Genomic DNA, 22,030 nt, shown 5'->3' with positions numbered 1-22,030 from the left:
GCCAAGCACACGCCATGCAGGCGGCCCCAAGGGAGTCGCCCGCTCTATTCAATTGCATGAAAAAGATTGAGGCCCGGTGACTTGAATCAGAGGTCATCCCGGGCCCATCAGAGCTCGTAGAGCTCTTGGTTGCTTTGGTCTCGCTCCTCACCGCGCTTATCGGACTTTCCGAGGCACTTAAGCAGCGTACGAAGCAAAAGAAGAGGGGTCGACGCCGTTAAGGCATTGACCCCTTGAACTAAGTAACGGCGCTGCCCAGCTATCACCCTTGGGCTGCCGTCGACTTCATTCTACCCACGGTTGCCAGGTTTAACAAATGAATTTTCAGTAACGAGGCCTCGGCGCCCGCTCCTGCGTTCGCTCAACTCGTCGCTCTACTCCAGCCACCACTCAACATCCACGGAGCACTCAACCGCAAATGCTAAAGACCACGCGATCGGGCAAAGCCCCGTCACCAACAACACAGGACGGACCCTCAGCTTCCTTTACGTTATAGCTAGCTATATTATACTTTCCGATAATATAGCTAGCTATAACGTAATTCGACAAGCGGCGCACGCAAAAGGGGCGGTACACCACCGCACACGGACCGTTCCGGAAGCTCCTGACCGCTCTGGTCTCGCTCCTCACAGCGCTCATCGGACTTTCCGAGGCACTCAAGCAGCGTCCGAAGCATAAAAAGAGGGGTCGACGCCGTTAAGGCATCGACCCCTTAATCTAAACAACGACACTGCCCAGCTCTTCACCACTTGGGCTGCCGTCAGCCTTATTTTACCCACGGGACAAACCCTTTGAAGTGCGGCTTGGCGCCGCATGACGTCGGCGGACGGGGCGATGTGTCCGCCGACGAATAGCACCAAATTGGTTACTTCTTGCTCTCGGGCAAGACCAGATCAACGGCAGCGTCCTTGGCAGCATCGATGTGCTGAGCCACGACCGGCGTCTGCGGAAGGATCAGGTTGAGCACGATGGCCATGATGGCGGTGGGGGTTACGGCATTGGAGCCGATGACGGTGGAAACCCAGGTGGGCATACCCTCGCCGGCAAGGCAACCGCTGGCCATCCAGATACCCAGGCCAAAGACGACGGAGGTGCCGACGATGGTGGTAGTGCGCTGCGTAAGGCCCTCACGGGTGAACATGCGCACGCCGTTCATGGTGATGGTGCCAAAGACGCCGACGGTCGCGCCGCCGATGACAGGCTGCGGGATAGCGGAGAGCACGGCAGAAAGCTGCGGGAACAGGCCGGCGATGGCAAAGACGGACGCGATGATCACAAAGACCCACTTGTTGACGACCTTATTGGAGCAGATGATGCCAACGTTCTGGCCAAGGGCGCTGGTGGGAAGACCGCCCAGCAGGCCGCCGGCCATAGAGGTGAGGCCCTGGGACACGATAGCGCCGGAGAGCTCGCGCTCGGTGGGCATGCGGTCGATGGAGCCCAGGCAGGCGGCGGAGACATCGCCGATAACCTGGATGGCAACCATGGGGAACACGACGGCGAGGGTAATGCAGACCTCGGGATCAAACTCGAGCGCGTAGGGCATGAGCTTGGGAAGGGCGAAGACCTGAGCGGTGGCGACGCTGGAGAAGTCGATCATGCCAAAGGGGATGGAGACGATCATGCCAACGATCATGCCAAAGAACACAGATCCCAGCTTGAACGTACCCTTGCCAAAGTTGGCAAGCGCGAAGACCACGGCGAAGGTGATAAGAGCGACGCACCAGGCCTGCGGGGTGCCCCACAGCGGCGTACCCATACCGCCGGCCATATACTTGACGGCCGTGGGATACAGCGAGACGCCGATGGAGAAGATGACCGTACCGGTCACGACGGGCGGGAACAGCCACTTAATCTTGCTGTAGGCCAGACCAAAGAGGACCGCGACGGCACCGCCGACAATCTCGCCGCCCAGCAGCGCACCAAAGCTAAAGCCCGAGGCACCCATAGCCTGCAGGGCCGGCAGGAACGCGAACGAGACGCCCATGACGATGGGCAGGCCGCCGCCGATGCGACGGAAGGGAGCGAAGGCCTGAAGGGCCGTGTCGATTGCCGAAAGAATGAGCGCCACCTGAATGATGTCGGTGCTCTGCTGGCTGTTAAAGCCGTAAACGCCGGCCATGATGACCGCCGGGGTAATGATGCCGGCAAACGATGCCAGTACGTGCTGAAGGGCACACGGAATCATTTCCTTAACGGGCGGCATGCCTTCGCGAGTGAACAGGGCTTCAGTGCCGTTCGTAACCGTCTCCTGGGCCATTTGACCACCAATCCTCAAAGTAGTTGTTTTCGCATCTAGCGCTCTATTGTGACGCAGTGCGGGGTTGAGGTTGTGCCTTCGGTGAATATCGTATTAAAGAATTTTCTCATTCTCAATAATAATTTTTTGTTATCAGACTATTTTTCAGCTGAGACAACGCATTTCCGCAGGTCAGGAAAGTGTCTGGTCAAAATAACATCTAACTTTTCTTTTGGTCGACCGCTTACCGCCAAAATCCTACCGTTCGTCTGTATTACGCAATGTACCTGCGAATATACGAGTCAATAGACACCGTGTTACCATGAGAAAAAAATTGTTATGAAACTTCCGATTTCATCCAAAGGAGTTGCCCGTGAACGAGACTGTACGTCGCTTTTTGCCGATGGTCGATTTCCTGGAGCAGATACTCGGCAAAAACAGCGAAATCGTGCTGCACGATTTCTCGGATCCCGACCACGCCATCGTCGATATCCGCAACGGCATCGTGAGCGGCCGCAAGGTCGGCGGTCCCGCCACCGATCTGGCACTCAAGATCATGCACGATCCCAAGTATCGCGACCTGCCGTTTATTACGGGCTACGAGGGGCGCGGTGCCGGTGGCAAGACGTTGGAATCCGCAACGTACTTTATTCGCGAGGATAACGAGATCGTCGGCATGCTCTGCGTCAACACCGATCTTTCCACGGTACGCTCCATCAACGCCATGGCCCAGCAGCTCATGGCCTGCTTCGACGCTGTGCCAAGGCAGGCGGAGCCCGCGTCTATCGAGGTCGAAATTCTTTCGGAGTCTACACAGGAGCTCATCGACCACAGCATTTCCGAATTGCTCGAAAGCCGCGGCCAGGATGTCGCCTCGCTTGGGCAGGCCGATCGCGTGGACGTTATTCGCCACCTTAACGGCAACGGCGTATTTATGCTCAAGGGCGCTGTTGCCTGCGCTGCCACCGCGCTGGGCATCTCGGAGCCCAGCGTCTACCGCTACCTGCAAAAAGTCCGCAAGGAGGGCTAACGAGCAAAATGGAGCGCGGGCAGTCTTTTTGGGACGGGGCTATTTTAGCTACCCTCCCTCTGCCCACGATTTCGATGAGCCGCAAGTAAAAGCAATCCTGCATATAGGGGTAGCTAAAATGGCCCCGTCCCAAAAAGACTGCCCTTGGTGGCTCCGCAAGCGATCCGTCACGTGACAAAAGACCCTGCAGTTCACACGCGCTGCAGGGTCTTTTTGCATGTCATGTTTAGTTGTTGCCAACGCCTTAGAGAGCGGCGACGACCTCGATCTCGACCAGACCGCCAGCCGGAAGAGCGGCAACCTGGAAAGCGCTGCGCGCGGGGAACGGGGCCTCAAACTTGGAGGCATAAATCTCGTTCACGGCGGCAAAGTCGGCGATGTCAGCCAGGTAGACCGTGGTCTTGACGACATCGGCAAACGTAGCGCCAGCAGCGGTCAGCAGGGCTTCGACGTTGGCGAGGGACTGCTTGGCCTGGGCCTCGATGCCCTCGGGCAGCTTGCCGGTCGCGGGATCGATGCCCAGCTGGCCGGACAGGAACACCATGTTGCCGGTCTGGATACCGGGGGAATACGGGCCGATGGCTGCGGGCGCGTTATCGGAAGACACGACGGTCTTGCTCATGTTTTTCTCCTTACGATCAAATAGAGAGCGTGAGCGCGGCGTTCGCACCGGGAGGCACAGTTCGGTCTGAACACCGCGCTTGATTGGGATAGTAGGGGATGATTACGCCAGCTGCAAGATAATTATCAGAATGCGAGAATATTTTATCGCCCAACGGTTTCCCCGAACCGCTGAACGGTTCTCCACGGGGTCAGCCAGCCCAGGCTACTGAAGACTTTGTCCTGCTTAGGCTGCGGGCATCGCCCATCGCGACGACGCCACTATACTTTTGTGTATCTGAGCATTTTGAAAGGCAGGATATGACCACAACCGCCAGCCGAACCACCAACCGCAGGCCCGAGCTTCTGGCCCCCGCCGGAGGCCCGGAGCCCTTTGCCGCCGCGCTCGCCGCCGGGGCAGACGCCATCTACTGCGGCATGGGCAGCTTCAACGCCCGCCGCAAGGCCACCAACTTTACCGATGAGGCCTTTGAGCAGGCATGCCGCGCCGCGCACCTGGCCGGCTCGCGCGTCTACGTCACGGTCAACATCGTCATCAAGCAGTCCGAGATGAGCGATGCACTGCAGCTCATCCACCGCTGCTCCACGCTGGGCGCCGACGCCTTTATCATCCAGGACTGGGGCCTGTTCTTTGAGGTCAAGCGCACCATGCCCGGCATCGAAACCCATATCTCGACCCAGGCGAACATCCACGATGACCGCGGAACCATCTGGTGCCGCGAGCAGGGCGCCGACCGCGTGACCCTCTCGCGCGAGCTTTCCATCGACGAGATCGCCGCCATCCACGACGCCGCGCCCGACGTTGACCTGGAGGTCTTTAGCCACGGCGCCATCTGCTTTTGCTACTCGGGCCTGTGCCTGCTCTCGAGCTTTGCCATGGCGGGCCGCTCGGCCAACCGCGGCATGTGCGCTCAGCCCTGCCGTCTGCCCTACGAGCTGATCGACGAGAACGGCCGCACGCTCTCCCCTACCGGTCGCGAGCGCGCGCTATGCCCGCGCGACACCAACACTTCACAGCTTGTTCGCCGCCTATATGACGCCGGCGCCGCATCGCTCAAGCTCGAGGGCCGCATGAAGGCGCCCGATTACGTGTACTCCATCGTCGATGTGTATCGTCATCAGATCGATGACATGCTGGCCGGGGCCGTCGTAGATAAGGACGAGGACGCCGCTCGCCAGCGCCAACTCAAGCGCTGCTTTAACCGCGACTTTACGCACGCCTATCAGGACGGCACCTCGGGCGACGAGATGATGAGCTACGAGCGCTCCAACAACCGCGGCCAGATTGTGGGCACGGTGCTGGGCAGCCGTATGGCCAACCGCGACGTGCGCGGGCTCAAACCCGACGACCGTCGTCGCCGCGCCGCCATCGCCCGCATTGAGCTGTTTGAGCCCGTGGGCAAGGGCGACTTGTTGGAACTTCGCCACGACGACGAGTTCGACCAGTTCCTGACTGCCATCGCCGCCGATGATGCCGCCGCCGGCGACATCATCGAGTGCCGCGTTCCCCGCAGCATGCCCGAGGGCTGCCGCGTGCGTGTGATTCGCAGCCAGCGCGCCATTGACGCTGCCGGCGCTGCGCTCAAGCGCGACGTGCTACGCCGCCGCGCCGTAGACGTGTCCGTCGCGGCGCGCCTAGGCGAGCCGTTTACCGTCACGCTCACCTGCTGCGACGACCCCACGCTCACCGCCACCGCCACCGGCTTTACCGTCGAGGCCGCCAAGACCCGCGCGGTTGAGGCGTCCGATCTGGTGGAGCACGTCGGGCGTATGGGCTCCTCTCCCTTTGAGGCCGCGAGCTTTGACGTGGCGCTCGATGAGGGCTGTGGCATGGGCTTCTCCGCTGTGCACAAGGTGCGCGCCGCCGCTTGCAAGGCGCTCGAGGAGGCCATTCTGGCGCCTTACGAGGAGCGCGCCCACACGCTCGAGCTGCCGGCGATTGTCACCAGTGATTCCCGCCCCGCGCCCGAGCACTACCGCGATGAGCCGCAGATCTGCGCCACCGTCACCTCGCTCGAGGCCGCCGAGGCAGCGCGCGCGGAGGGAGCCGCGCGCATCTACATGACCACCGACGCGCTCGATGCGGCCGGGCTCTCCCCCGCCGATGCGTTTGAGCAGGGTATTGTTCCCGTGCTCGATGAGGTCTGCCGCGCCGTCGACCACGCGCGCGTCGACCCGTGGGTCGTTGCCGGTGCCACGGTCGCTATTGGCAACATCTCTGAGCTTGCCCTGGCCGCCCAGGTTGGTGCCACGGCCGAGATTCGCTCTTGCCTGCCCGTGCACAACACGCCTTGCATGGAGGCACTCGCCGAGCGCGGAGCCGGGGCGTTTTGGCTCTCGCCCGAGATCACGCTCGACGAGATTATCTCGCTTGGTACCTCCGCGCCCGCGGCCCTGGGCATCACCGTTTTCGGCCGCCCGCGCGTTATGACGAGCGAGCACTGTATCCTGCAGGTGGCCAACGGTTGTATCCACGATTGCGCCCACTGCCGCCTGCGCGCCCGCAAGCTGTCGCTCAAGAATATCGACGGCAAGGTCATGCCGGTGCGTACCGACATCCACGGCCGCTCGCGCCTGTACGACGCCTACCCCATCGACCTCACACCGCAGGTTCCACAGCTGCTCGACGCCGGCGTGCGCCGTCTCATGGTCGACGGAACCCTGCTCGAGGCCGATGAGATTGGCCGCGCCGTCGCACGCGTCCGTCGCGCCGTCGAGGCCGCGCAGGCCGGCCGTAAGCCCGCCGCCCGCCTGCGCGGCGCCACTTCGGGCTGCATATTTGTGGGAATTAGCTAACCGAAAGGCTTACACGTGAACGAAGAACCCCAAGTCCTCTACTGCGACGCCTGGCTCATGGCCATCGATAAGCCCGCCGGCATGATCGTCCACGGCGACGGCACCGGCGAGCGCACGCTTACCGACTATGCCAGCGACCTTTTGCTGGCGATGGGCGACGGCTTTGCCGCGACCGACATGCAGCCGCTCAACCGTCTGGACCGCGACACTACCGGCGTGGTGCTGTTCTCGCTCGACAAGCAGACGCAGCCCGCCTTTGACCAGATGGTCATCGACCACGCCTTCGAAAAGCACTATCTGGCGCTCGCCGAGGGCAAGATCGACTGGAACGAAAAGCTCATCGACAAGCCCATCGCCCGCGATCGCCACGATAGCCGCAAGATGCGCGTCGGCGCCAGCGGCAAGCCGTCGCAGACGCACGTCAAGGTGCTCAAGCGCCTTAAGAGCCGCCGAGGCCTGCCCACTCGTTCGTATATCGATGTTGAGCTGCTCACCGGCCGCAAACACCAGATCCGCGTGCACCTGGCAAGCGAGCGCCATCCCCTGGTTGGCGACGACCTGTACGGAACGCCGCGCCCCTGTGGCCTCATGCTCCACGCCCACAGCGTATCCTTTACCCATCCCGTAACCGGCGAGCACATCTACATCGAAGCCCCCTGCCCCTGGGAACCCTAAAACCTGCCAAAAAGGGACAGGTTTATTTTGGCAGGTTTTATCTGGGCAAACGTCAAGCCGCCACGATGGCTCAGCCGCGGCCCCAAAACATCTCGATCTGTAACAGTTAGAACCCATTTTCCGGTCTATCTGTTACAGATCGAGACATTCAAATCCCCCTCAAGGGAAAATCTCGATCTGTAACAATAACTCGGCAAAATCGGTCCCAGATGTTACAGATTGAGACAAAGGGATGGCGCGGTTCGGAAGTATCTCAATCTGTAACATCTAACCCACTTTTAACGGTCCAGTTGTTACAGACTTAGACAAACCGGCGGACAACGAAAGCGGCAACGCCTGTGATGGACGTTGCCGCTTTTCTATTGAGAAAACTACTCGGTTTTCGTTACGAACCACCACAATGGGGACAGGCACCTTTGTGATGGTTTTGGCTTTGTCCCGTTGCTAGACCGTGATGACGTTGTCCATTGCCCGGTACTTGGCGGGCACCTCGCCCGCGGTAATAATCGTTGCGTCGCGAAAGTCCGCGAACTTGACGGGCGCCACCATGCCAAATTTACTGGCGTCCGAGATTACAAAGCGCTTGGCCGTATGGCGCATCGAGATGCGCTTAATCTGCGCCTCCTCGATATCGGGCGCCGTGAAGCCTTGCTCGGCGGCAATGCCGTTAGAACCCCAAAAGCCACAGTTGAAGTTGTAGCGGTCTATGGTTGCCAAGGCATCGGGGCCAACGAGTGCTTCGGTCTCGGGCTTGAGCTCGCCGCCCAGCACCACGGTACGCATGCCGCGCAAAGCGAGGTGCTGAGCATGGAGCACGGAATCGGTCACATAGGTGACATCTTCAAGGTGTGGAAGATGCTCGATGAGCTTGAGCGTCGTCGAGCCCGAGTCGATGTATACAAAGCTCTCGGGCTCCACCAGCGCCGCGGCGCGGGCGCAGATACGCTCCTTATCGTCGTTATGGAGGTCGCTGCGCTCATTGAGCGTTAGGTCGCGCGTCACGTGCGCGCGCTCAAGACTCGTCGCTCCGCCGTGGACCTTGGCGATGCGGTGTGCTCGATCGAGCGTCTGCAGGTCGCGCCGAATGGTAGACGCCGTCACGCCCAGGGTATCGGCAAGCTCTTGCACAGTAACCGAGCCAGCCTGCTGGACCATCGACACGATCGCGTTGAGCCTATCCTCCGCAAGCATCGCTTACTCCTCCTCGGGGTACACGACTCCCCAGTCGGCGCGGAGCTTGGTCATAAGCTCCATAACATCAGAAGCATAATCCAGAAGCGCGCGCTTCGAATCATCACCGGCAACGGCCTTCTCCAGGTCGGCCATCTCGTAGCACAGGGCGTAAGCCTCGGTGCCGGTGTGGACCTCCTCACGGTGCCCGTCCGCAGTCCACACGATGGTCGCGTGATCGGCACGCGGATACTCGTTGACCTCGATATAGCACTTGTCAAAGCTGATGACCGAGCGCTTGGGCTGCTTGGAGTGAAGTGTAAGGCTCACCACGCCCAGCTGCTGCTCGGCATTACGGCAGACGATGCCGCCCGCAACGTCAACGCCGGTCTCACAGGTGTTACCGAGCGAAACGACCTCACCAGGCTGGCTTGCCATAAAGAGGCGCATGACGGACAGGGCATACACGCCAATATCGAGCATGGCACCGCCAGCAAGGTTGCGATTGTAGAAACGGTTGGTCAGGTCGCCGTATTCCTTGTAGCTGCCAAAGTTGAGCTGAGCGAGGTTCATGCGGCCAAACTCGCCGGCATCCATGCGGCGACGCAGCTCCCGATACAAGGGCATGTGGAGCACCGTGGTGGCGTCCATAAGGACCACGTTATGCTCGTCGGCAATGGCACGCGCTTCGTCGAGCTCGGCGGAGTTGAGGGTGATGGCCTTCTCGCAGAGCACGTGCTTGCCAGCTGCCAGAGCGGCGCGCAGGTAGGTGATATGCGTGTTATGCGGCGTGGTGATATAAACGGCGTCGATGTCGGGATCGGCGTAGAGGTCCTCAACCGTCTCGTACACCTTCTCGACGCCATACTGCTCGGCAAAAGCCTGGGCCTTGGAAAGCGTACGGTTGGCGACGCCCGCAAGCTTGCGGCCGGCAAGGGCGAGAGACTGGGCCATCTGGTTGGCGATAACGCCGCATCCGATCACGGCCCAGCGAAGCTCGGGAGCCGTAAAGATGTCGTTAGGGAACGGCTGATCCTGGACCGAGGCAAACGCCGCCTTAGCGGCTGCTTCGGCGTCGAGCGGGGCCTGTTTGGAATCTATCATCATGTGCCTCCTGAGTCACCGGAAGTTCTTCATTTCCAACAGCCTTATATTCGCACAAATATGCGCGCATTTGCTTGTATTTGCGTGTTTATTTGTTTATCGGTTATTATTAAACCATAATTAGCAGATATTTGCGCGGCTATGCGCATTATCGCGCAAGACTCTGCGCGTAAATACGCATGCATCGATCGTTATGATGCAGAAAAAGGCGGAACACCAAAACCCCTAAAGGAAAGCAGGCTGTCTTACTCTGCCCCCTAGGGGCATCAGACATCAAAAGACCATCCCTAACTGCCGGCACATAGGGACTGTCCCAGGCTGCCGAAACCTGGGGGCGTTCCCCGTACGACGCTTTCGTGGCAAGACTGTCCCCATCAACTAGCCGTTTAAGAACGTCCCCAACGACTAGTCATTTATGTCTGTCCCCAATGAGTCTGTCCCCAATGAGTAGGGATAGAAAAAGGCCCGGGTGCCGTGGCATCCGGGCCTTTGCTAGCAACTTAGATGTTGCGGGCAGCTTAGAACTTGTGGCCGCACTTCTTGCAGACGCGCAGCTTGTTCTTGCCGTCCTTCTCGTGACCGACGCGGGTAACCTTACCGCACTCGGGGCAAACGAGATTGACGTTGGAGGCATCGATAGGAGCCTCCTGCGAAACGATGCCGCCCTGCTGGTTGGCAGCGTTGGGCTTGACGGCCTTCTTGACGACCGAAACGCCCTCGACAACGACCTTGTTCTCGGCGGGGAGAGCACGCAGGACAACGCCCTGCTTGCCGCGATCCTTACCAGAGAGAACCTGGACCTTATCGCCCTTCTTGATATACATATATCTCCCCTAACTACAGGGTCTCGGGAGCGAGCGAGACGATCTTCATGTACTTCTTGTCACGAAGCTCGCGAGCGACGGGCCCGAAGATACGGGTGCCGACGGGCGAACCATCGTTGTTGATGACAACGCAGGCGTTATCATCAAAGCGAATGTAGGAGCCATCCTTGCGGCGGATCTCCTTAACGGTGCGAACGACGACGCAACGGACAACGTCCTTCTTCTTGACGTTGGCGCCAGGGGTAGCCTCCTGGACAGCACCGATGAACACATCGCCGATGCCTGCATAACGACGCTTGGAACCGCCAAGCACCTTGATGCAGCGAATCTTGCGAGCGCCGGAGTTGTCGGCGACGTTCAGCATGGTTTGCATCTGAATCATGGTAGATGTTCCTCCGAACTAAGAACCGAAGAGAGGTGCGCAGCCTTTATACGGCCCGTGGTATGCAAGCCAGGCATACGCACATCTTCGGAAACGTACAAGTCGTAAGAGCGACTGCTTATTTAGCGCGCTCGACGACCTCGATGAGGCGCCAACGCTTCATCTTGGACATAGGACGGGTCTCCATAACGCGGACGGTGTCGCCCACGCCAGCCGTGCACTCCTCGTCGTGAGCGTGCAGCTTCTTGGAGCTGGTCATCATCTTGCCGTACTTGGGGTGACGCTTGCGCTCGGTGATGGTGACAACGATGGTCTTGGCACCGGAGACGGAGGTAACGACACCCGTACGGACCTTACGCGAGTTACGCGAATCAGTCATGTTCTCTCCTTAGGTCCTACTCGGCGACAGCGGACTTCTCCGCTGCGATCTCGCGGGCGCGCTGCTCCGTGAGGACGCGAGCGATGTCCTTCTTCACGGTGTTGACGCGAGCGGTGTTGTCCAGCTGGCTGGTGGCCATCTGGAAACGAAGGTTAAAGAGCTCGGCGCGCATTTCCTTCAGCTTCTCAACGAGCTGAGCGTCCGAGAGCTCACGAATCTCTGCGGGCTTCATTAGTTCTCCTCCTCGGCCGTCTCTGTAGCGGCAGGCTTAGCGACGATCTTGGTCTTGATGGGGAGCTTGTGCTGCGCCAGACGCAGAGCCTCGCGAGCGACCTCCTCGGGCACGCCCTTGACCTCGAACATGATGCGGCCGGGCTTGACGACGGCCACCCACTCCTCGGGGTTACCCTTACCAGAACCCATGCGAGTCTCGGCAGGCTTCTTAGTGATGGGCTTATCGGGGAAGATCGTGATGTAGACACGACCGCCACGCTTCATGTAGCGGGTCATGGCAACACGAGCGGCCTCGATCTGACGGTTGGTGATCCAATGGGCCTCGAGAGCCTGGATACCAAACTCGCCGAAATGCAGCTCGGTATTACCCTTGGCCTGGCCCTTCATGGAGCCACGCTGCACCTTGCGGTGAAGAATACGCTTAGGGGCAAGCACTACTGACCCCTCCTCTCGGAGTTACGACGACGAGGACGGGAAGAGCCCTCGAGTGCAGGGTTGGGAACAGGCTGGCCCGGGAGCTTCTCGCCCAGGTAGATCCAGACCTTCACGCCGCAGGCACCCATGGTGGTGCTGGCGACAGCCGTGCCGTAGTCGATCTTGGCACGGAGGGTGTGCAGAGGCACGCGACCCTCACGGTACCACTCACGACGGCCCATCTCGGCACCGCCGAGACGACCGGAGCACTGGATACGGATGCCCTTGGCGCCGGCCTTGCGGGCGGACTGGACAGCCTTGCGCATGGCGCGACGGAAGGCAACGCGGCCCTCGAGCTGCTCAGCGATAGACTGAGCAACGAGGTTGGCGTCGAGCTCGGGGCGCTTGATCTCGACAACGTCGACGGAGAGCTGGCCCTTGGAGACGCCAGCGACCTTCTCGAGCTCGGTGCGGAGGGTATCGATCTCGGCACCCTTCTTACCGATGACAACGCCGGGGCGAGCGGTGAAGATGATGACCTTCACCTTGTCGCCAGCGCGCTCGATCTCGACGCGGGAGACAGCTGCGCGGGAGAGACGCTTCTCGAGGTACTTGCGGATCTCGAGATCGTTACCGAGGGTCTTAGCGTAATCCTTCTCTGCGAACCAGCGGGAGCGCCAGTTCTCGGTGATGCCAAGACGGAAGCCGGTGGGGTAGACTTTCTGACCCATACAGCTTTACGCCTCCTTTCGAGGAGCAACGACGACGGTGATGTGGGAAGTACGCTTCAGAATGCGAGAAGCGGAACCCTTGGCGCGGGGACGGATGCGCTTAAGCGTCGGACCCTCGTCAACATAGGCAGCAGCGACAACCAGGTTGTCGGCACGCAGACCGTTGTTGTTCTCGGCGTTCGCAACGGCGGAACGGAGAACCTTCTCGACATCCACGGCGACGGCGCGGTCGCAGAAGTGGAGGATGTCGAAGGCCTGAGCGACAGGCTTGCGGCGGATCAGATCGACCACCAGGCGGGCCTTGCTGGGGGAAACACGCACGTACTTAGCGACGGCGCGAACCTCGGTGGCCTCAGTTTCAATAGACTTAGTTGCCATTTACGGTTAACCCCCTATTTGGCCTTGTGGCCACGGAACGTACGAGTCGGCGCAAACTCGCCGAGCTTGTGACCAACCATGGACTCGGTAACATACACGGGCACATGCTTGCGGCCGTCGTGGACGGCGATGGTGTGACCAACCATCTCGGGGAAGATGGTGGACGCGCGGGACCAGGTCTTCACGACGTCCTTCTTGCCAGCCTCGTTCATCGCGGTGATACGCGAGAGAAGGCGAGTCTCCACGAACGGGCCCTTTTTGAGACTTCTGCTCATAAGTGCTTTCTCCTAAAACTCGGTATCCGAAATTACTTCTTACGGCGACGAATGATGTGCTGGTTCGAGACCTTCTTCTTCTTGCGCGTACGAAGGCCCTTCGTCGGCTTACCCCAGGGGGTAACAGAGGGACGACCAGAGGTGTGGTTCTTGCCCTCGCCACCGCCGTGCGGGTGGTCGACAGGGTTCATAACGGTACCGCGGACGGTCGGGCGCACGTTCATGTGACGCTTACGGCCGGCCTTGCCGATGACGATGTTGGCGTGATCGGCGTTGCCGACCTCACCGACGGTGGCGCGGCAGGTAACGAGGATGCGGCGCATCTCGGAGGAAGGCATACGGACGATGGCGTACTTGCCCTCCTTACCCATCAGCTGGCAGGAGTTACCGGCGGAACGGGCGATAGCGGCGCCCTTGCCCGGCTGGAACTCGACGGCGTGGATGAGCGTACCGACGGGGATGTCGGCGAGGGGCAGAGCGTTGCCCGGCTTGATGTCGGCGTCAAAACCGGACATGACGGTCTGACCGACCTCGAGGCCCTTGGGGGCCAGGATGTAGCGCTTCTCACCGTCAGCATAGTGCAGCAGAGCGATGCGAGCGGAACGGTTCGGATCGTACTCGATCGTGGCAACCTTGGCGGGCACGCCGTCCTTGTTGCGCTTGAAGTCGATCACGCGGTAACGACGCTTCACGCCGCCGCCCTGGTGGCGGGTGGTGATGCGGCCGTTGTTGTTACGACCGGCCTTCTTGGGCAGGGGCTCGAGAAGAGACTTCTCGGGCTTGGTGCAGGTGATCTCGGAGAAGTCGGAGATCGTCTGCCAACGCCTACCAGCGGAGGTCGGCTTAAGGTGCTTTACAGCCATTACAATCCCTTTCAATAGGTATCCGTTAGCCATCGCAGACAGGGATTAGAGGTTCTGCCTCGGGTGCGATGACACCGGACGTATACACGGTTCCGGGCGTGTCCATTTTATACGCCCAAAACCTTGAGCTCTCGCCTCCCCTATTTGGGAGGCATGAGCTCACTCAACAGCAGCGAGTCTTAGGCCTGGTTGCCAAAGACCTCGATGGTGTCGCCCTCGGCCAGCGTAACGATGGCCTTCTTCCAAGAACGGGTCTTGCCGGCGACATAGCGCACGCGCTTGGTCTTGGGCTTGACCGTCAGGGTGTTCACGCGAACGACCTTGACGCCGAAGATCTCCTCGACAGCGTCCTTGATCTGATACTTGTTAGCATCCTTGGCGACCTCGAACGTGTACTTGTTCTGCTCCATGCCGGAGAAGGAACGCTCGGACACGATCGGACGGATGATGATCTCGTGGGCGGTCATTTATGCAAGCACCTCCCCGAAGTGAGCGGCGATGTCGGCGGGCATCAGCACAGCATTGTTGTTGACGAGATCATAGGTGTTGGCCTCGTCGGCAGTGATGATGAACGTCTTGGGAATGTTGCGGAACGACAGGTAGGCGTTGACGTCCTCATCGCGAACGATGATGGTCAGACGCTTGCCCTCAAGGCCAAGAGCCTTGAGCATGGCAACGGCAGCCTTGGTGGAAGGCTTCTCGAAGCCGTAGTCGTCGACGAGCACGAGCTCGCCATCGGCCAGCTTAGCGGACAGCGCAGAGCGCATAGCCAGCTTGACCTCCTTGTTGTTCATACGCTTAGCGTAGGAACGGGGCTTGGGGGCGAAGACAACGCCACCGTGACGCCACTGGGCAGCACGGATGGAACCCTGGCGGGCACGACCGGTGCCCTTCTGACGCCAAGGCTTCTTACCGCCACCGGAAACCTCAGAGCGGCCCTTAGCGGACTGGGTGCCCTGACGCCAAGAGGCCATCTGGCACTTGACGATGTGGTGCATAACGTGGATGTTCGGCTCGATGCCGTACACCTCAGCGGCGAGCTCGGCCTCGGCGACCTTCTTGCCCTCGCTGTTCTTTACTTCAAACTTTGCCATTTAAGTGTTCTCCTTGGTATGACGCTGGGCTAAATGGGCTGGGCCCTTAGGCCATACGGATGGCGACGAGACCATTCTTGGCACCCGGGACAGCGCCCTTGACCAAGATGAGGTTCTGCTCGGCATCGATGCGGACAACGGAAAGGTTCTTGACGGTAACGCGCTCGTTACCCATGTGGCCGGCCATCTTGACGCCCTTGAGGACGCGCGCAGGATAGGCGCACTGACCGATAGAACCGGGGTGACGCTGGAAGTGAGAACCATGCGTCATAGGACCGCGGCGCTGACCCCAGCGCTTGATGCGACCCTGGAAGCCCTTACCCTTGGAGGTACCGATGACGTCGACCTTCTCGACATCAGCGAAATCAGCGACGGTGACGACCTCGCCGACCTTGTGCTCCTCGCCGTTCTCGACGCGGACCTCACGAAGGAAGCGGACAGGCTCGACGCCGGCCTTGGCGAAGTGACCAGCCATGGGCTTGTTCACGTTCTTGGCCTTGATGTCGCCGAAACCGATCTGGACGGCGTCATAGCCGTCGGTTGCCTGAGTTTTAACCTGCGAGACAGCGCAGGGGCCAGCCTGGATGACCGTGACGGGAACGACGTTGTCGTCCTCGTCCCAAACCTGGGTCATGCCAATCTTGCGGCCGAGAATCATGCTGATCAAGATATGATCCCAACTCTCGCGTGGTCTTGGGACAATGCGTACACCACCGAGCGTACGCCCCTAGAGGACCACTACTTACACGACGTGCTCCCCAGCCTTGTATTGCGTCCGGACTACCTGACAACCCTATTAAGCAGGCATTTTGTCCAGCCAGAATACTCCCCTGGTTTCACACAGCTGTTTAGTATACACGGCTGCGGGCGTATCCATCGAGATTCATATTTCACTCACATTGTTTACGCAGGTAAAGCGCGTGGCACGTTCCCAGTGTGCGGCGGAGGGGGCGGGCCTGAGACATATTAAGGTTGCTGCTCTACAGTCCTGCTCACGACGGAGAGCACATTAAGTGCTCTCCTGTTCGTGCGGAACTCGCGACAACCTTAATATGTCTCAGGCCCGCCCCCTCCGCCGCACACTGGGAACGACACGTTGATGTCTGCTAAACCTTGCTCGCTCAGGCTAATGACTTTGTTGGGGATCCACAATTTGCTGCAAGGTGAACTTGCATTGGGGCGTATCGTCCTCTTCTCGCGCATCGTCGAAATCGAAGATCATAATGGCGCAGTTGGGGAGTTTTGCTGGGAGCTCGAAACCCTCTGGAGCTGCAGCCTTGATGAATTGGCGGCTGGCGCTGCCGTGGCTTACTGCTAGAAGGGTTTCGATGCCCTCGGCGCCCATGAGATTGGTGAGGGTGTCTACCATGCGTTCTTGCAGCGCGCGGCTTCCTTCTCCTCCGAAGGGGACCAAATCCTCGCCCGGATCCCAAACGTCGGTAGGCAATGCGTCGTGCGGTCCTTCCTCGAAGGTTCCATAGCAGCGCTCGATAATGCCTTCGCAGGGCTCGACAGCCGCATCCGGACCGAGGATCTCGCATGCGACGAGACTTGCCGTGTCCATAGCTCGGCCTAAAGGCGATGAGACCACTTTGTCGGGGACAACGCCGTGGGCTTTGATCCATTCGGCTGCCGCTTGGGCCTGTTGACGGCCCAAATCGGTAAGCGGTGAATCACAGCGACCCTGGACGAGCTTTTTTACGTTGAATTCCGTCTGGCCGTGGCGGAGCAGATACAGCCTCTTCATATTCTCCCCTTCTGTATAACGTGCTTTGCCGGCGCAGACCTACTCGTGGGTATGCCCTACGTAGTCATCGTCGATCGTAATCTTGGCAATCGACTTGGGATATTCCGATTCGACCCTCTGGGCCAACGCGTGCTTGAGCTCATCGGACCCCATGCCCAAATCCGAGGGACGCACGCAGTCAAAGATCACGTTAGTGTGCGTAGGACCCGGCACACAGCGCAGGTCATGAATCGAAAGGCGGCTATCGATCTGTTGGGCCATGGCGTGAATGCGCAAGCGCATGCTCGCCACCTTGGGGTCATCGGTCACGATAGGATCGTAGTGAAGCGTGACAATCATGTCGTCTTCGTCCCTAAATGCCTGTTCAATGTTGTCGAGCGTGTCGTGACTTTCCAGCGGGCTGGCCTCGGCCGCCATCTCGGCGTGAGCGCTTGCGAACTTCCTGCCCGGACCGTAGTCGTGAACCATTAGGTCATGAACGCCCAAAACGCCAGGGTAGCTCATGATCTTGCCGCGAATATGTTCGACCAGCTTGGGATCGGGCGCCTGACCCAAAAGCGGGCTCACCGTATCCTGGATGAGCTCAAAACCGCTCCAGCCAATATAGGCGCCAACGGCAAGGCCGACCCAAGCATCAAGATTGATATGCGTCACCTGCGAAACAATTGCGCACGCTAACACGGCGCCTGTGGCAAGGACATCGTTCTTGGAATCCTGCGCGGTCGCATGCAGCGTCTCAGACTCAATACGGTCACCGAGCTTTTGGTTGAGGGCCGCCATCCACAGTTTAACAACCATCGAAAGCGCCAAGACTGCCACCAGGGCAAGCGAGAACTCGACGGGTTCGGGGTGGACGATACGCTCAAACGAGGACTTCACCAGTTCGAGGCCGATGAGCAGCACGAGCGCCGCCACGACCAGACCCGAGAGATACTCGTAGCGGCCATGGCCGTAAGGGTGCTCGGGGTCTGCCGGCTTGCCCGCCAGCTTAAAGCCAAGCACGCTCACGATGTTTGAGCTGGCGTCGGACAGGTTGTTCATGGCGTCCGCCACAATCGAAACCGATCCCGACAGCACGCCAATTGCACCCTTCGCAGCGCATAGCGCCACATTGGCGAGAATACACACCACGCCCGCCAACGTGCCCACGCGCGCACGGTCGCCCTGCGCACGACGAACGATCCACTCGACCATCTATATCTGCCCCCAACAGTTTTACTCATACACTCGTTTGTCGAATAGCTCAGTAGTGTAGACCCTTTACCCCATCGATACAAAAAAGGCCGCAACCCTTAGGGCTGCGGCCTTACAAATCGCACTATCGAGCAAAAAGCTTAGAGCTTGATGTCGATGTCGACGCCAGCGGGGAGATCGAGACGCATGAGCGAATCAACGGTGCCCGAGGTGGGGTCGAGGATGTCGATGAGGCGCTTGTGGGTGCGCATCTCGAACTGCTCACGGGAGTCCTTGTCCTTGTGCGGCGAGCGGATAACCGTGTACAGGTTGCGCTCGGTGGGCAGGGGGACAGGACCGGAAACGCGAGCGCCGGTCTTCTGAGCGGTCTCGACAATGAGCTTCGCGGACTGATCGACGACCTCGTGATCATAGCCCTTGAGGCGAATGCGGATCTTCTGGGTAGCCAACTTAAACCTCCAAAGAGTGCGAGAGATGTTCTCGCGGATTACGTAACAGGGAGCTCGAACTTAGGCGTTCTTGCTCATGACCTCGTCCACGATGGACTTGGGCGCAGGCTCATAAGAGTCGAACTGCATCGTGTAGGATGCACGGCCCTGGGTCTGGGAGCGAAGGTCGGTAGCGTAACCGAACATCTCGCCCAGCGGCACCTTGGCACGGATGAGCTTGGTGTTCTTGCGATCCTCCATGCCCTCGATCTTGCCGCGGCGACCGGAGAGGTTGCCCATAACGTCGCCCATGTACTGCTCGGGGGTCTCGACCTCGACAGCCATGATCGGCTCGAGCAGCTGCGGATCGGACTTCTTGAGGGCGTCCTTGATAGCCATGGAACCGGCGATCTTGAAGGCGGCCTCGGAGGAGTCGACCTCGTGGTAAGAACCGTCGAACAGGGTGACCTTAACGTCGAGGACCGGGAAGCCGGCGATAACACCGGTGTTCAGGGCCTCCTGGATGCCCTTGTCGATGGACGGGATGTACTCCTTGGGCACGACGCCGCCGACGATAGCGTTGACGAACTCGTAGCCGAAGCCCTCCTCCATCTTCTCGAGCTTGATGACGGCGTGGCCGTACTGACCGCGACCGCCGGACTGACGGACGAACTTGCCCTCAGCCCTCTCGACGTCGTGACCAGCGGTCTCGCGGTAGGCAACCTGGGGCTTACCGACGTTAGCGTCAACCTTGAACTCACGGAGCAGACGGTCAACGATGATCTCGAGGTGCAGCTCGCCCATGCCGGCGATGATGGTCTGGCCGGTCTCGTGGTTGGTGGACACCGTGAAGGTCGGGTCCTCCTCGGCGAGCTTGGTCAGAGCCAGGGACATCTTGTCCTGCTCGGCCTTGGTCTTGGGCTCGATGGCAACGTCGATAACGGGCTTAGCGAACTCGATCTTCTCGAGGACGATCTCCTTGCCCTCGGCGCACAGGGTGTCACCGGTGGTGGAGTTCTTGAAGCCAACGCAAGCGACGATGTCGCCGGCGCAAGCGTCGTCACGGTCGATACGCTCGGCGGCGTTCATCTCGAGGATGCGGCCGAGGCGCTCGCGCTGACCGTTGGAGGCGTTGACCACGTAGGAGCCGGACTCGGCGCGACCGGAATAAACGCGGACGTAGGTGAGCTTACCGACGAACGGGTCGGTCATGATCTTGAAGACCAGGCCGGAGAAGGGCTCGTCGAAGGAGGGATGACGCACGATCTCCTCGCCGGTTTCCGGATCGGTACCGGTGACGGCCTCAACGTCGAGGGGGCTGGGCAGGTAGTCGACGACAGCGTCGAGCAGCTCCTGAACGCCCTTGTTCTTGTAGGCGGAGCCCACAAAGACGAGGTTGAGCTCGTTGGCCAGAACGCCCTTGCGCAGAGCAGCCTTGAGCTCCTCGACGGTGAAGTCCTCCTCCATGAGGATCTTCTCCATGAGCTCGTCGTCAAAGCTGGCAGCGGCGTCGAGGAGCTCCTCGCGCTTGGTGGCAGCGATGTCGGCGAACTCAGCCGGGATCTCGTCCATCGGCTCGGGGTAGGTCATGCCCTTCTCGTCGGCCTTGAAGTCCCATGCAGTCATGGTGACCAGGTCGATGACGCCCCAGAAGTTGTCCTCGGCGCCCATCGGGACCTGAGCGGCCACGGCGTTAGCGTCGAGACGATCCTTCATGGTCTCGATAGCGTTGAAGAAGTCAGCGCCCACGCGGTCATACTTGTTGATGAAGGCGATGCGGGGAACGTTGAAGGTAGAAGCCTGACGCCAAACGGTCTCAGACTGGGGCTGGACGCCGGCAACGGCGTCGAAGACGGCGACAGCGCCATCGAGGACGCGCAGGCAGCGCTCGACCTCGGCGGTGAAGTCAACGTGGCCCGGGGTGTCGATGATCTGGATGCGGTAGTCCTTACCGTCCTTGTTCCAGAAGCACGTGGTAGCAGCGGAGGTAATGGTTACGCCGCGCTCCTGCTCCTGAACCATCCAGTCCATGGTGGCAGCGCCCTCATGGACCTCACCGATCTTGTGGGTCTTACCGGTGTAGTAAAGAATACGCTCGGTCGTGGTGGTCTTACCGGCATCGATGTGGGCCATGATGCCGATGTTACGGGTATCGGAAAGCTTGTGCTTAGCCTTAGCCATGTTAGTTCCTTACCTTAACTTACCAACGATAGTGAGAGAACGCGCGGTTGGCCTCGGCCATCTTGAAGACGTCCTCACGCTTCTTGACGGAAGCGCCCAGGCCGTTGGAAGCGTCCAGAATCTCGTTTGCGAGACGCTCAGCCATGGTCTTCTCCTTGCGAGCGCGGGAGAAGTTGACGATCCAGCGGATGCCCAGAGCGGTGGAACGACGGGAGTTGACCTCCATCGGGACCTGATAGGTAGCGCCACCGACACGCTTGGGCTTAACCTCGAGCGTGGGCTTGACGTTGTCCATAGCCTTCTTGAAGGTAGCGAGAGCGTCGCCACCCTCGGACTTCTCGGCAACGATCTCGAAAGCGGTGTAAACGATGCGCTCAGCGGTGGCCTTCTTGCCGTCAAGAAGGACCTTGTTGATGAGCTGAGTCACCAGGCGGTTGTTGTAAACGGCGTCAGGCTGAACCTCACGACGATTAGCTGCTGCACGACGCGGCATGTGAAATCTCCTTAAGTGTCTACCGTGCGGCGCTTAGGCGGCACACGGCGAAAGTATCAAAACGTTATCTGGCTTATTTGGCCTTGGGGCGCTTAGCACCGTACTTGGAACGGGCCTGCATACGGTTCTGGACCGGAGCAGCATCGTAGGCGCCACGGATGACGTGATAACGGACACCAGGGAGGTCACGAACACGACCGCCGCGGACGAGCACGATGGAGTGCTCCTGCAGGTTGTGGCCCTCACCCGGAATGTAAGCAGTAACTTCGATGCCGTTGACGAGGCGAACACGGGCAACCTTACGAAGAGCCGAGTTCGGCTTCTTGGGGCTCGTGGTGAAGACGCGGGTGCACACGCCGCGCTTCTGGGAGTTGTGCTGCAGAGCAGCGTTCTTGGACTTCTTGGGCGCGGAACGACGGCCCTGGCGAACCAGCTGGTTAATAGTAGGCAAAGCGTACTCCTTCTCGAATGATTCCAGCTTTCTGTAAAGTGCAACGGCTTGAATCGAGGGGTCAGCATCCCCCTACGAAACACGCAGTTCGATAGGATACGTGCCGTTAGCTGTGTCGTCAACAGACCACGCCGCCGGGCGTATCCTAAAATAGCCACATTTCCGCAAAGCCTACACAAAAGGAATCCCCTCCTGTGCGCGAGGGCGGATTCCCGGGACGGGCGGCCCAGGGGTTAAGTTTGCTGCTCTACAGTCCTGCGCAAGACGGAAAGCACATTAAGTGCTTTCCTTTGCGTGCGGAACTCGCGACAAACTTAACCCCTATGC

The 22,030-nt window shown here is 59.8% G+C and carries 25 protein-coding genes; 3 read left to right on the top strand and 22 right to left on the bottom strand.

The window, feature by feature from the left end:
* Positions 1 to 865: 865 nt before the first annotated feature.
* Entirely contained in the window at positions 866 to 2,260 is a 1,395-nt protein-coding gene (locus tag ACTNB2_RS07950; protein WP_441044594.1) for a uracil-xanthine permease family protein, read from the bottom strand.
* Between the two features lie 352 nt (positions 2,261 to 2,612).
* Here ACTNB2_RS07950 and ACTNB2_RS07945 point away from each other — a divergent pair, with 352 nt between their 5' ends.
* Positions 2,613 to 3,269 (top strand): helix-turn-helix transcriptional regulator, encoded by a 657-nt coding sequence (locus tag ACTNB2_RS07945; protein ID WP_427727132.1) that lies wholly within the window; start codon positions 2,613 to 2,615, stop codon positions 3,267 to 3,269.
* Positions 3,270 to 3,513: 244 nt separating this feature from the next.
* Here ACTNB2_RS07945 and ACTNB2_RS07940 read toward each other — a convergent pair whose 3' ends face one another.
* Positions 3,514 to 3,891: a RidA family protein gene (locus ACTNB2_RS07940; RefSeq protein ID WP_152077077.1), complete on the bottom strand. Its 378-nt coding sequence runs from the start codon at positions 3,889 to 3,891 to the stop codon at positions 3,514 to 3,516.
* Between the two features lie 299 nt (positions 3,892 to 4,190).
* Here ACTNB2_RS07940 and ACTNB2_RS07935 point away from each other — a divergent pair, with 299 nt between their 5' ends.
* Both ACTNB2_RS07935 and ACTNB2_RS07930 read left to right on the top strand, forming a co-directional pair.
* Positions 4,191 to 6,686: a DUF3656 domain-containing U32 family peptidase gene (locus ACTNB2_RS07935; RefSeq protein ID WP_441044592.1), complete on the top strand. Its 2,496-nt coding sequence runs from the start codon at positions 4,191 to 4,193 to the stop codon at positions 6,684 to 6,686.
* Positions 6,687 to 6,701: 15 nt separating this feature from the next.
* Entirely contained in the window at positions 6,702 to 7,361 is a 660-nt protein-coding gene (locus ACTNB2_RS07930) for an RluA family pseudouridine synthase (RefSeq protein WP_441044590.1), read from the top strand.
* A gap of 444 nt (positions 7,362 to 7,805) precedes the next feature.
* Here the strand turns inward: ACTNB2_RS07930 and ACTNB2_RS07925 are convergent, their stop codons facing one another.
* The 20 genes from ACTNB2_RS07925 to rpsL form a co-directional block, all read right to left on the bottom strand.
* Positions 7,806 to 8,552 carry a DeoR/GlpR family DNA-binding transcription regulator gene (locus tag ACTNB2_RS07925; protein ID WP_441044588.1) on the bottom strand — a complete coding sequence of 249 codons (747 nt, stop codon included), beginning with the start codon at positions 8,550 to 8,552 and terminating at the stop codon, positions 7,806 to 7,808.
* A gap of 3 nt (positions 8,553 to 8,555) precedes the next feature.
* Positions 8,556 to 9,635 carry a Gfo/Idh/MocA family protein gene (locus tag ACTNB2_RS07920; protein WP_441044586.1) on the bottom strand — a complete coding sequence of 360 codons (1,080 nt, stop codon included), beginning with the start codon at positions 9,633 to 9,635 and terminating at the stop codon, positions 8,556 to 8,558.
* A 518-nt stretch (positions 9,636 to 10,153) separates the two neighbouring features.
* Complete coding sequence (rplX, locus tag ACTNB2_RS07915) at positions 10,154 to 10,459, bottom strand: 50S ribosomal protein L24 (protein WP_006235043.1); 306 nt, start codon at positions 10,457 to 10,459, stop codon at positions 10,154 to 10,156.
* Between the two features lie 13 nt (positions 10,460 to 10,472).
* Positions 10,473 to 10,841, bottom strand: a complete 369-nt coding sequence (gene rplN, locus ACTNB2_RS07910) for a 50S ribosomal protein L14 (protein WP_117734331.1) — start codon at positions 10,839 to 10,841, stop codon at positions 10,473 to 10,475.
* Between the two features lie 118 nt (positions 10,842 to 10,959).
* Entirely contained in the window at positions 10,960 to 11,220 is a 261-nt protein-coding gene (gene rpsQ / locus ACTNB2_RS07905) for a 30S ribosomal protein S17 (RefSeq protein ID WP_006235040.1), read from the bottom strand.
* 16 nt (positions 11,221 to 11,236) lie between these two features.
* Positions 11,237 to 11,452, bottom strand: a complete 216-nt coding sequence (gene rpmC / locus ACTNB2_RS07900; protein WP_006235039.1) for a 50S ribosomal protein L29 — start codon at positions 11,450 to 11,452, stop codon at positions 11,237 to 11,239.
* Positions 11,452 to 11,889: a 50S ribosomal protein L16 gene (gene rplP, locus ACTNB2_RS07895; protein ID WP_427727118.1), complete on the bottom strand. Its 438-nt coding sequence runs from the start codon at positions 11,887 to 11,889 to the stop codon at positions 11,452 to 11,454. Before rplP ends, rpmC begins: the two co-directional genes overlap by 1 nt.
* The gene (gene rpsC / locus ACTNB2_RS07890; protein WP_154514689.1) at positions 11,889 to 12,599 is read right to left on the bottom strand and encodes a 30S ribosomal protein S3; all 711 of its coding nucleotides are present in this window, start codon (positions 12,597 to 12,599) and stop codon (positions 11,889 to 11,891) included. Before rpsC ends, rplP begins: the two co-directional genes overlap by 1 nt.
* Positions 12,600 to 12,605: 6 nt before the next feature.
* Positions 12,606 to 12,977 carry a 50S ribosomal protein L22 gene (gene rplV, locus ACTNB2_RS07885; protein WP_006235036.1) on the bottom strand — a complete coding sequence of 124 codons (372 nt, stop codon included), beginning with the start codon at positions 12,975 to 12,977 and terminating at the stop codon, positions 12,606 to 12,608.
* A 14-nt stretch (positions 12,978 to 12,991) separates the two neighbouring features.
* Positions 12,992 to 13,252, bottom strand: a complete 261-nt coding sequence (gene rpsS, locus ACTNB2_RS07880) for a 30S ribosomal protein S19 (RefSeq protein ID WP_006235035.1) — start codon at positions 13,250 to 13,252, stop codon at positions 12,992 to 12,994.
* 32 nt (positions 13,253 to 13,284) lie between these two features.
* Positions 13,285 to 14,115, bottom strand: a complete 831-nt coding sequence (gene rplB / locus ACTNB2_RS07875; protein WP_441042037.1) for a 50S ribosomal protein L2 — start codon at positions 14,113 to 14,115, stop codon at positions 13,285 to 13,287.
* Positions 14,116 to 14,294: 179 nt separating this feature from the next.
* Positions 14,295 to 14,582: a 50S ribosomal protein L23 gene (gene rplW / locus ACTNB2_RS07870; protein ID WP_006235033.1), complete on the bottom strand. Its 288-nt coding sequence runs from the start codon at positions 14,580 to 14,582 to the stop codon at positions 14,295 to 14,297.
* A complete protein-coding gene (rplD, locus tag ACTNB2_RS07865) occupies positions 14,583 to 15,209 on the bottom strand; it encodes a 50S ribosomal protein L4 (RefSeq protein ID WP_006235032.1) in 627 nt (208 codons plus the stop codon).
* A 46-nt stretch (positions 15,210 to 15,255) separates the two neighbouring features.
* On the bottom strand, positions 15,256 to 15,876 hold the full coding sequence (rplC, locus tag ACTNB2_RS07860) for a 50S ribosomal protein L3 (RefSeq protein ID WP_035137484.1): 621 nt from the start codon (positions 15,874 to 15,876) through the stop codon (positions 15,256 to 15,258).
* A 459-nt stretch (positions 15,877 to 16,335) separates the two neighbouring features.
* Positions 16,336 to 16,956: a histidine phosphatase family protein gene (locus tag ACTNB2_RS07855; protein ID WP_441042036.1), complete on the bottom strand. Its 621-nt coding sequence runs from the start codon at positions 16,954 to 16,956 to the stop codon at positions 16,336 to 16,338.
* A gap of 39 nt (positions 16,957 to 16,995) precedes the next feature.
* Positions 16,996 to 18,150: a cation diffusion facilitator family transporter gene (locus ACTNB2_RS07850; protein WP_441042034.1), complete on the bottom strand. Its 1,155-nt coding sequence runs from the start codon at positions 18,148 to 18,150 to the stop codon at positions 16,996 to 16,998.
* 140 nt (positions 18,151 to 18,290) lie between these two features.
* A complete protein-coding gene (gene rpsJ, locus ACTNB2_RS07845; protein WP_427717612.1) occupies positions 18,291 to 18,599 on the bottom strand; it encodes a 30S ribosomal protein S10 in 309 nt (102 codons plus the stop codon).
* A gap of 60 nt (positions 18,600 to 18,659) precedes the next feature.
* Positions 18,660 to 20,759, bottom strand: a complete 2,100-nt coding sequence (fusA, locus tag ACTNB2_RS07840; RefSeq protein ID WP_154514697.1) for an elongation factor G — start codon at positions 20,757 to 20,759, stop codon at positions 18,660 to 18,662.
* A gap of 19 nt (positions 20,760 to 20,778) precedes the next feature.
* Positions 20,779 to 21,252: a 30S ribosomal protein S7 gene (gene rpsG, locus ACTNB2_RS07835; RefSeq protein WP_006235013.1), complete on the bottom strand. Its 474-nt coding sequence runs from the start codon at positions 21,250 to 21,252 to the stop codon at positions 20,779 to 20,781.
* 73 nt (positions 21,253 to 21,325) lie between these two features.
* The gene (gene rpsL / locus ACTNB2_RS07830; protein ID WP_154514699.1) at positions 21,326 to 21,703 is read right to left on the bottom strand and encodes a 30S ribosomal protein S12; all 378 of its coding nucleotides are present in this window, start codon (positions 21,701 to 21,703) and stop codon (positions 21,326 to 21,328) included.
* Positions 21,704 to 22,030: the final 327 nt, after the last annotated feature.

The sequence above is a fragment of the Collinsella sp. HCP28S3_G2 genome (genome assembly GCF_052065125.1).
GTDB lineage: Bacteria > Actinomycetota > Coriobacteriia > Coriobacteriales > Coriobacteriaceae > Collinsella.
This window is presented reverse-complemented; position numbering and strand designations above follow the sequence as displayed.

What these genes read in the sequence shown, in the direction of transcription:
- ACTNB2_RS07950 (WP_441044594.1), bottom strand. Translation starts at nt 2,260, where the DNA reads ATGGCCCAGGAGACGGTTACGAACGGCACTGAAGCCCTGTTCACTCGC.
- ACTNB2_RS07940 (WP_152077077.1), bottom strand. Translation starts at nt 3,891, where the DNA reads ATGAGCAAGACCGTCGTGTCTTCCGATAACGCGCCCGCAGCCATCGGC.
- ACTNB2_RS07935 (WP_441044592.1), top strand. Translation starts at nt 4,191, where the DNA reads ATGACCACAACCGCCAGCCGAACCACCAACCGCAGGCCCGAGCTTCTG.
- ACTNB2_RS07925 (WP_441044588.1), bottom strand. Translation starts at nt 8,552, where the DNA reads ATGCTTGCGGAGGATAGGCTCAACGCGATCGTGTCGATGGTCCAGCAG.
- ACTNB2_RS07920 (WP_441044586.1), bottom strand. Translation starts at nt 9,635, where the DNA reads ATGATAGATTCCAAACAGGCCCCGCTCGACGCCGAAGCAGCCGCTAAG.
- rplX (WP_006235043.1), bottom strand. Translation starts at nt 10,459, where the DNA reads ATGTATATCAAGAAGGGCGATAAGGTCCAGGTTCTCTCTGGTAAGGAT.
- rplN (WP_117734331.1), bottom strand. Translation starts at nt 10,841, where the DNA reads ATGATTCAGATGCAAACCATGCTGAACGTCGCCGACAACTCCGGCGCT.
- rpsQ (WP_006235040.1), bottom strand. Translation starts at nt 11,220, where the DNA reads ATGACTGATTCGCGTAACTCGCGTAAGGTCCGTACGGGTGTCGTTACC.
- rpmC (WP_006235039.1), bottom strand. Translation starts at nt 11,452, where the DNA reads ATGAAGCCCGCAGAGATTCGTGAGCTCTCGGACGCTCAGCTCGTTGAG.
- rpsC (WP_154514689.1), bottom strand. Translation starts at nt 12,599, where the DNA reads ATGGGTCAGAAAGTCTACCCCACCGGCTTCCGTCTTGGCATCACCGAG.
- rplV (WP_006235036.1), bottom strand. Translation starts at nt 12,977, where the DNA reads ATGGCAACTAAGTCTATTGAAACTGAGGCCACCGAGGTTCGCGCCGTC.
- rpsS (WP_006235035.1), bottom strand. Translation starts at nt 13,252, where the DNA reads ATGAGCAGAAGTCTCAAAAAGGGCCCGTTCGTGGAGACTCGCCTTCTC.
- rplB (WP_441042037.1), bottom strand. Translation starts at nt 14,115, where the DNA reads ATGGCTGTAAAGCACCTTAAGCCGACCTCCGCTGGTAGGCGTTGGCAG.
- rplW (WP_006235033.1), bottom strand. Translation starts at nt 14,582, where the DNA reads ATGACCGCCCACGAGATCATCATCCGTCCGATCGTGTCCGAGCGTTCC.
- rplD (WP_006235032.1), bottom strand. Translation starts at nt 15,209, where the DNA reads ATGGCAAAGTTTGAAGTAAAGAACAGCGAGGGCAAGAAGGTCGCCGAG.
- ACTNB2_RS07855 (WP_441042036.1), bottom strand. Translation starts at nt 16,956, where the DNA reads ATGAAGAGGCTGTATCTGCTCCGCCACGGCCAGACGGAATTCAACGTA.
- ACTNB2_RS07850 (WP_441042034.1), bottom strand. Translation starts at nt 18,150, where the DNA reads ATGGTCGAGTGGATCGTTCGTCGTGCGCAGGGCGACCGTGCGCGCGTG.
- fusA (WP_154514697.1), bottom strand. Translation starts at nt 20,759, where the DNA reads ATGGCTAAGGCTAAGCACAAGCTTTCCGATACCCGTAACATCGGCATC.
- rpsG (WP_006235013.1), bottom strand. Translation starts at nt 21,252, where the DNA reads ATGCCGCGTCGTGCAGCAGCTAATCGTCGTGAGGTTCAGCCTGACGCC.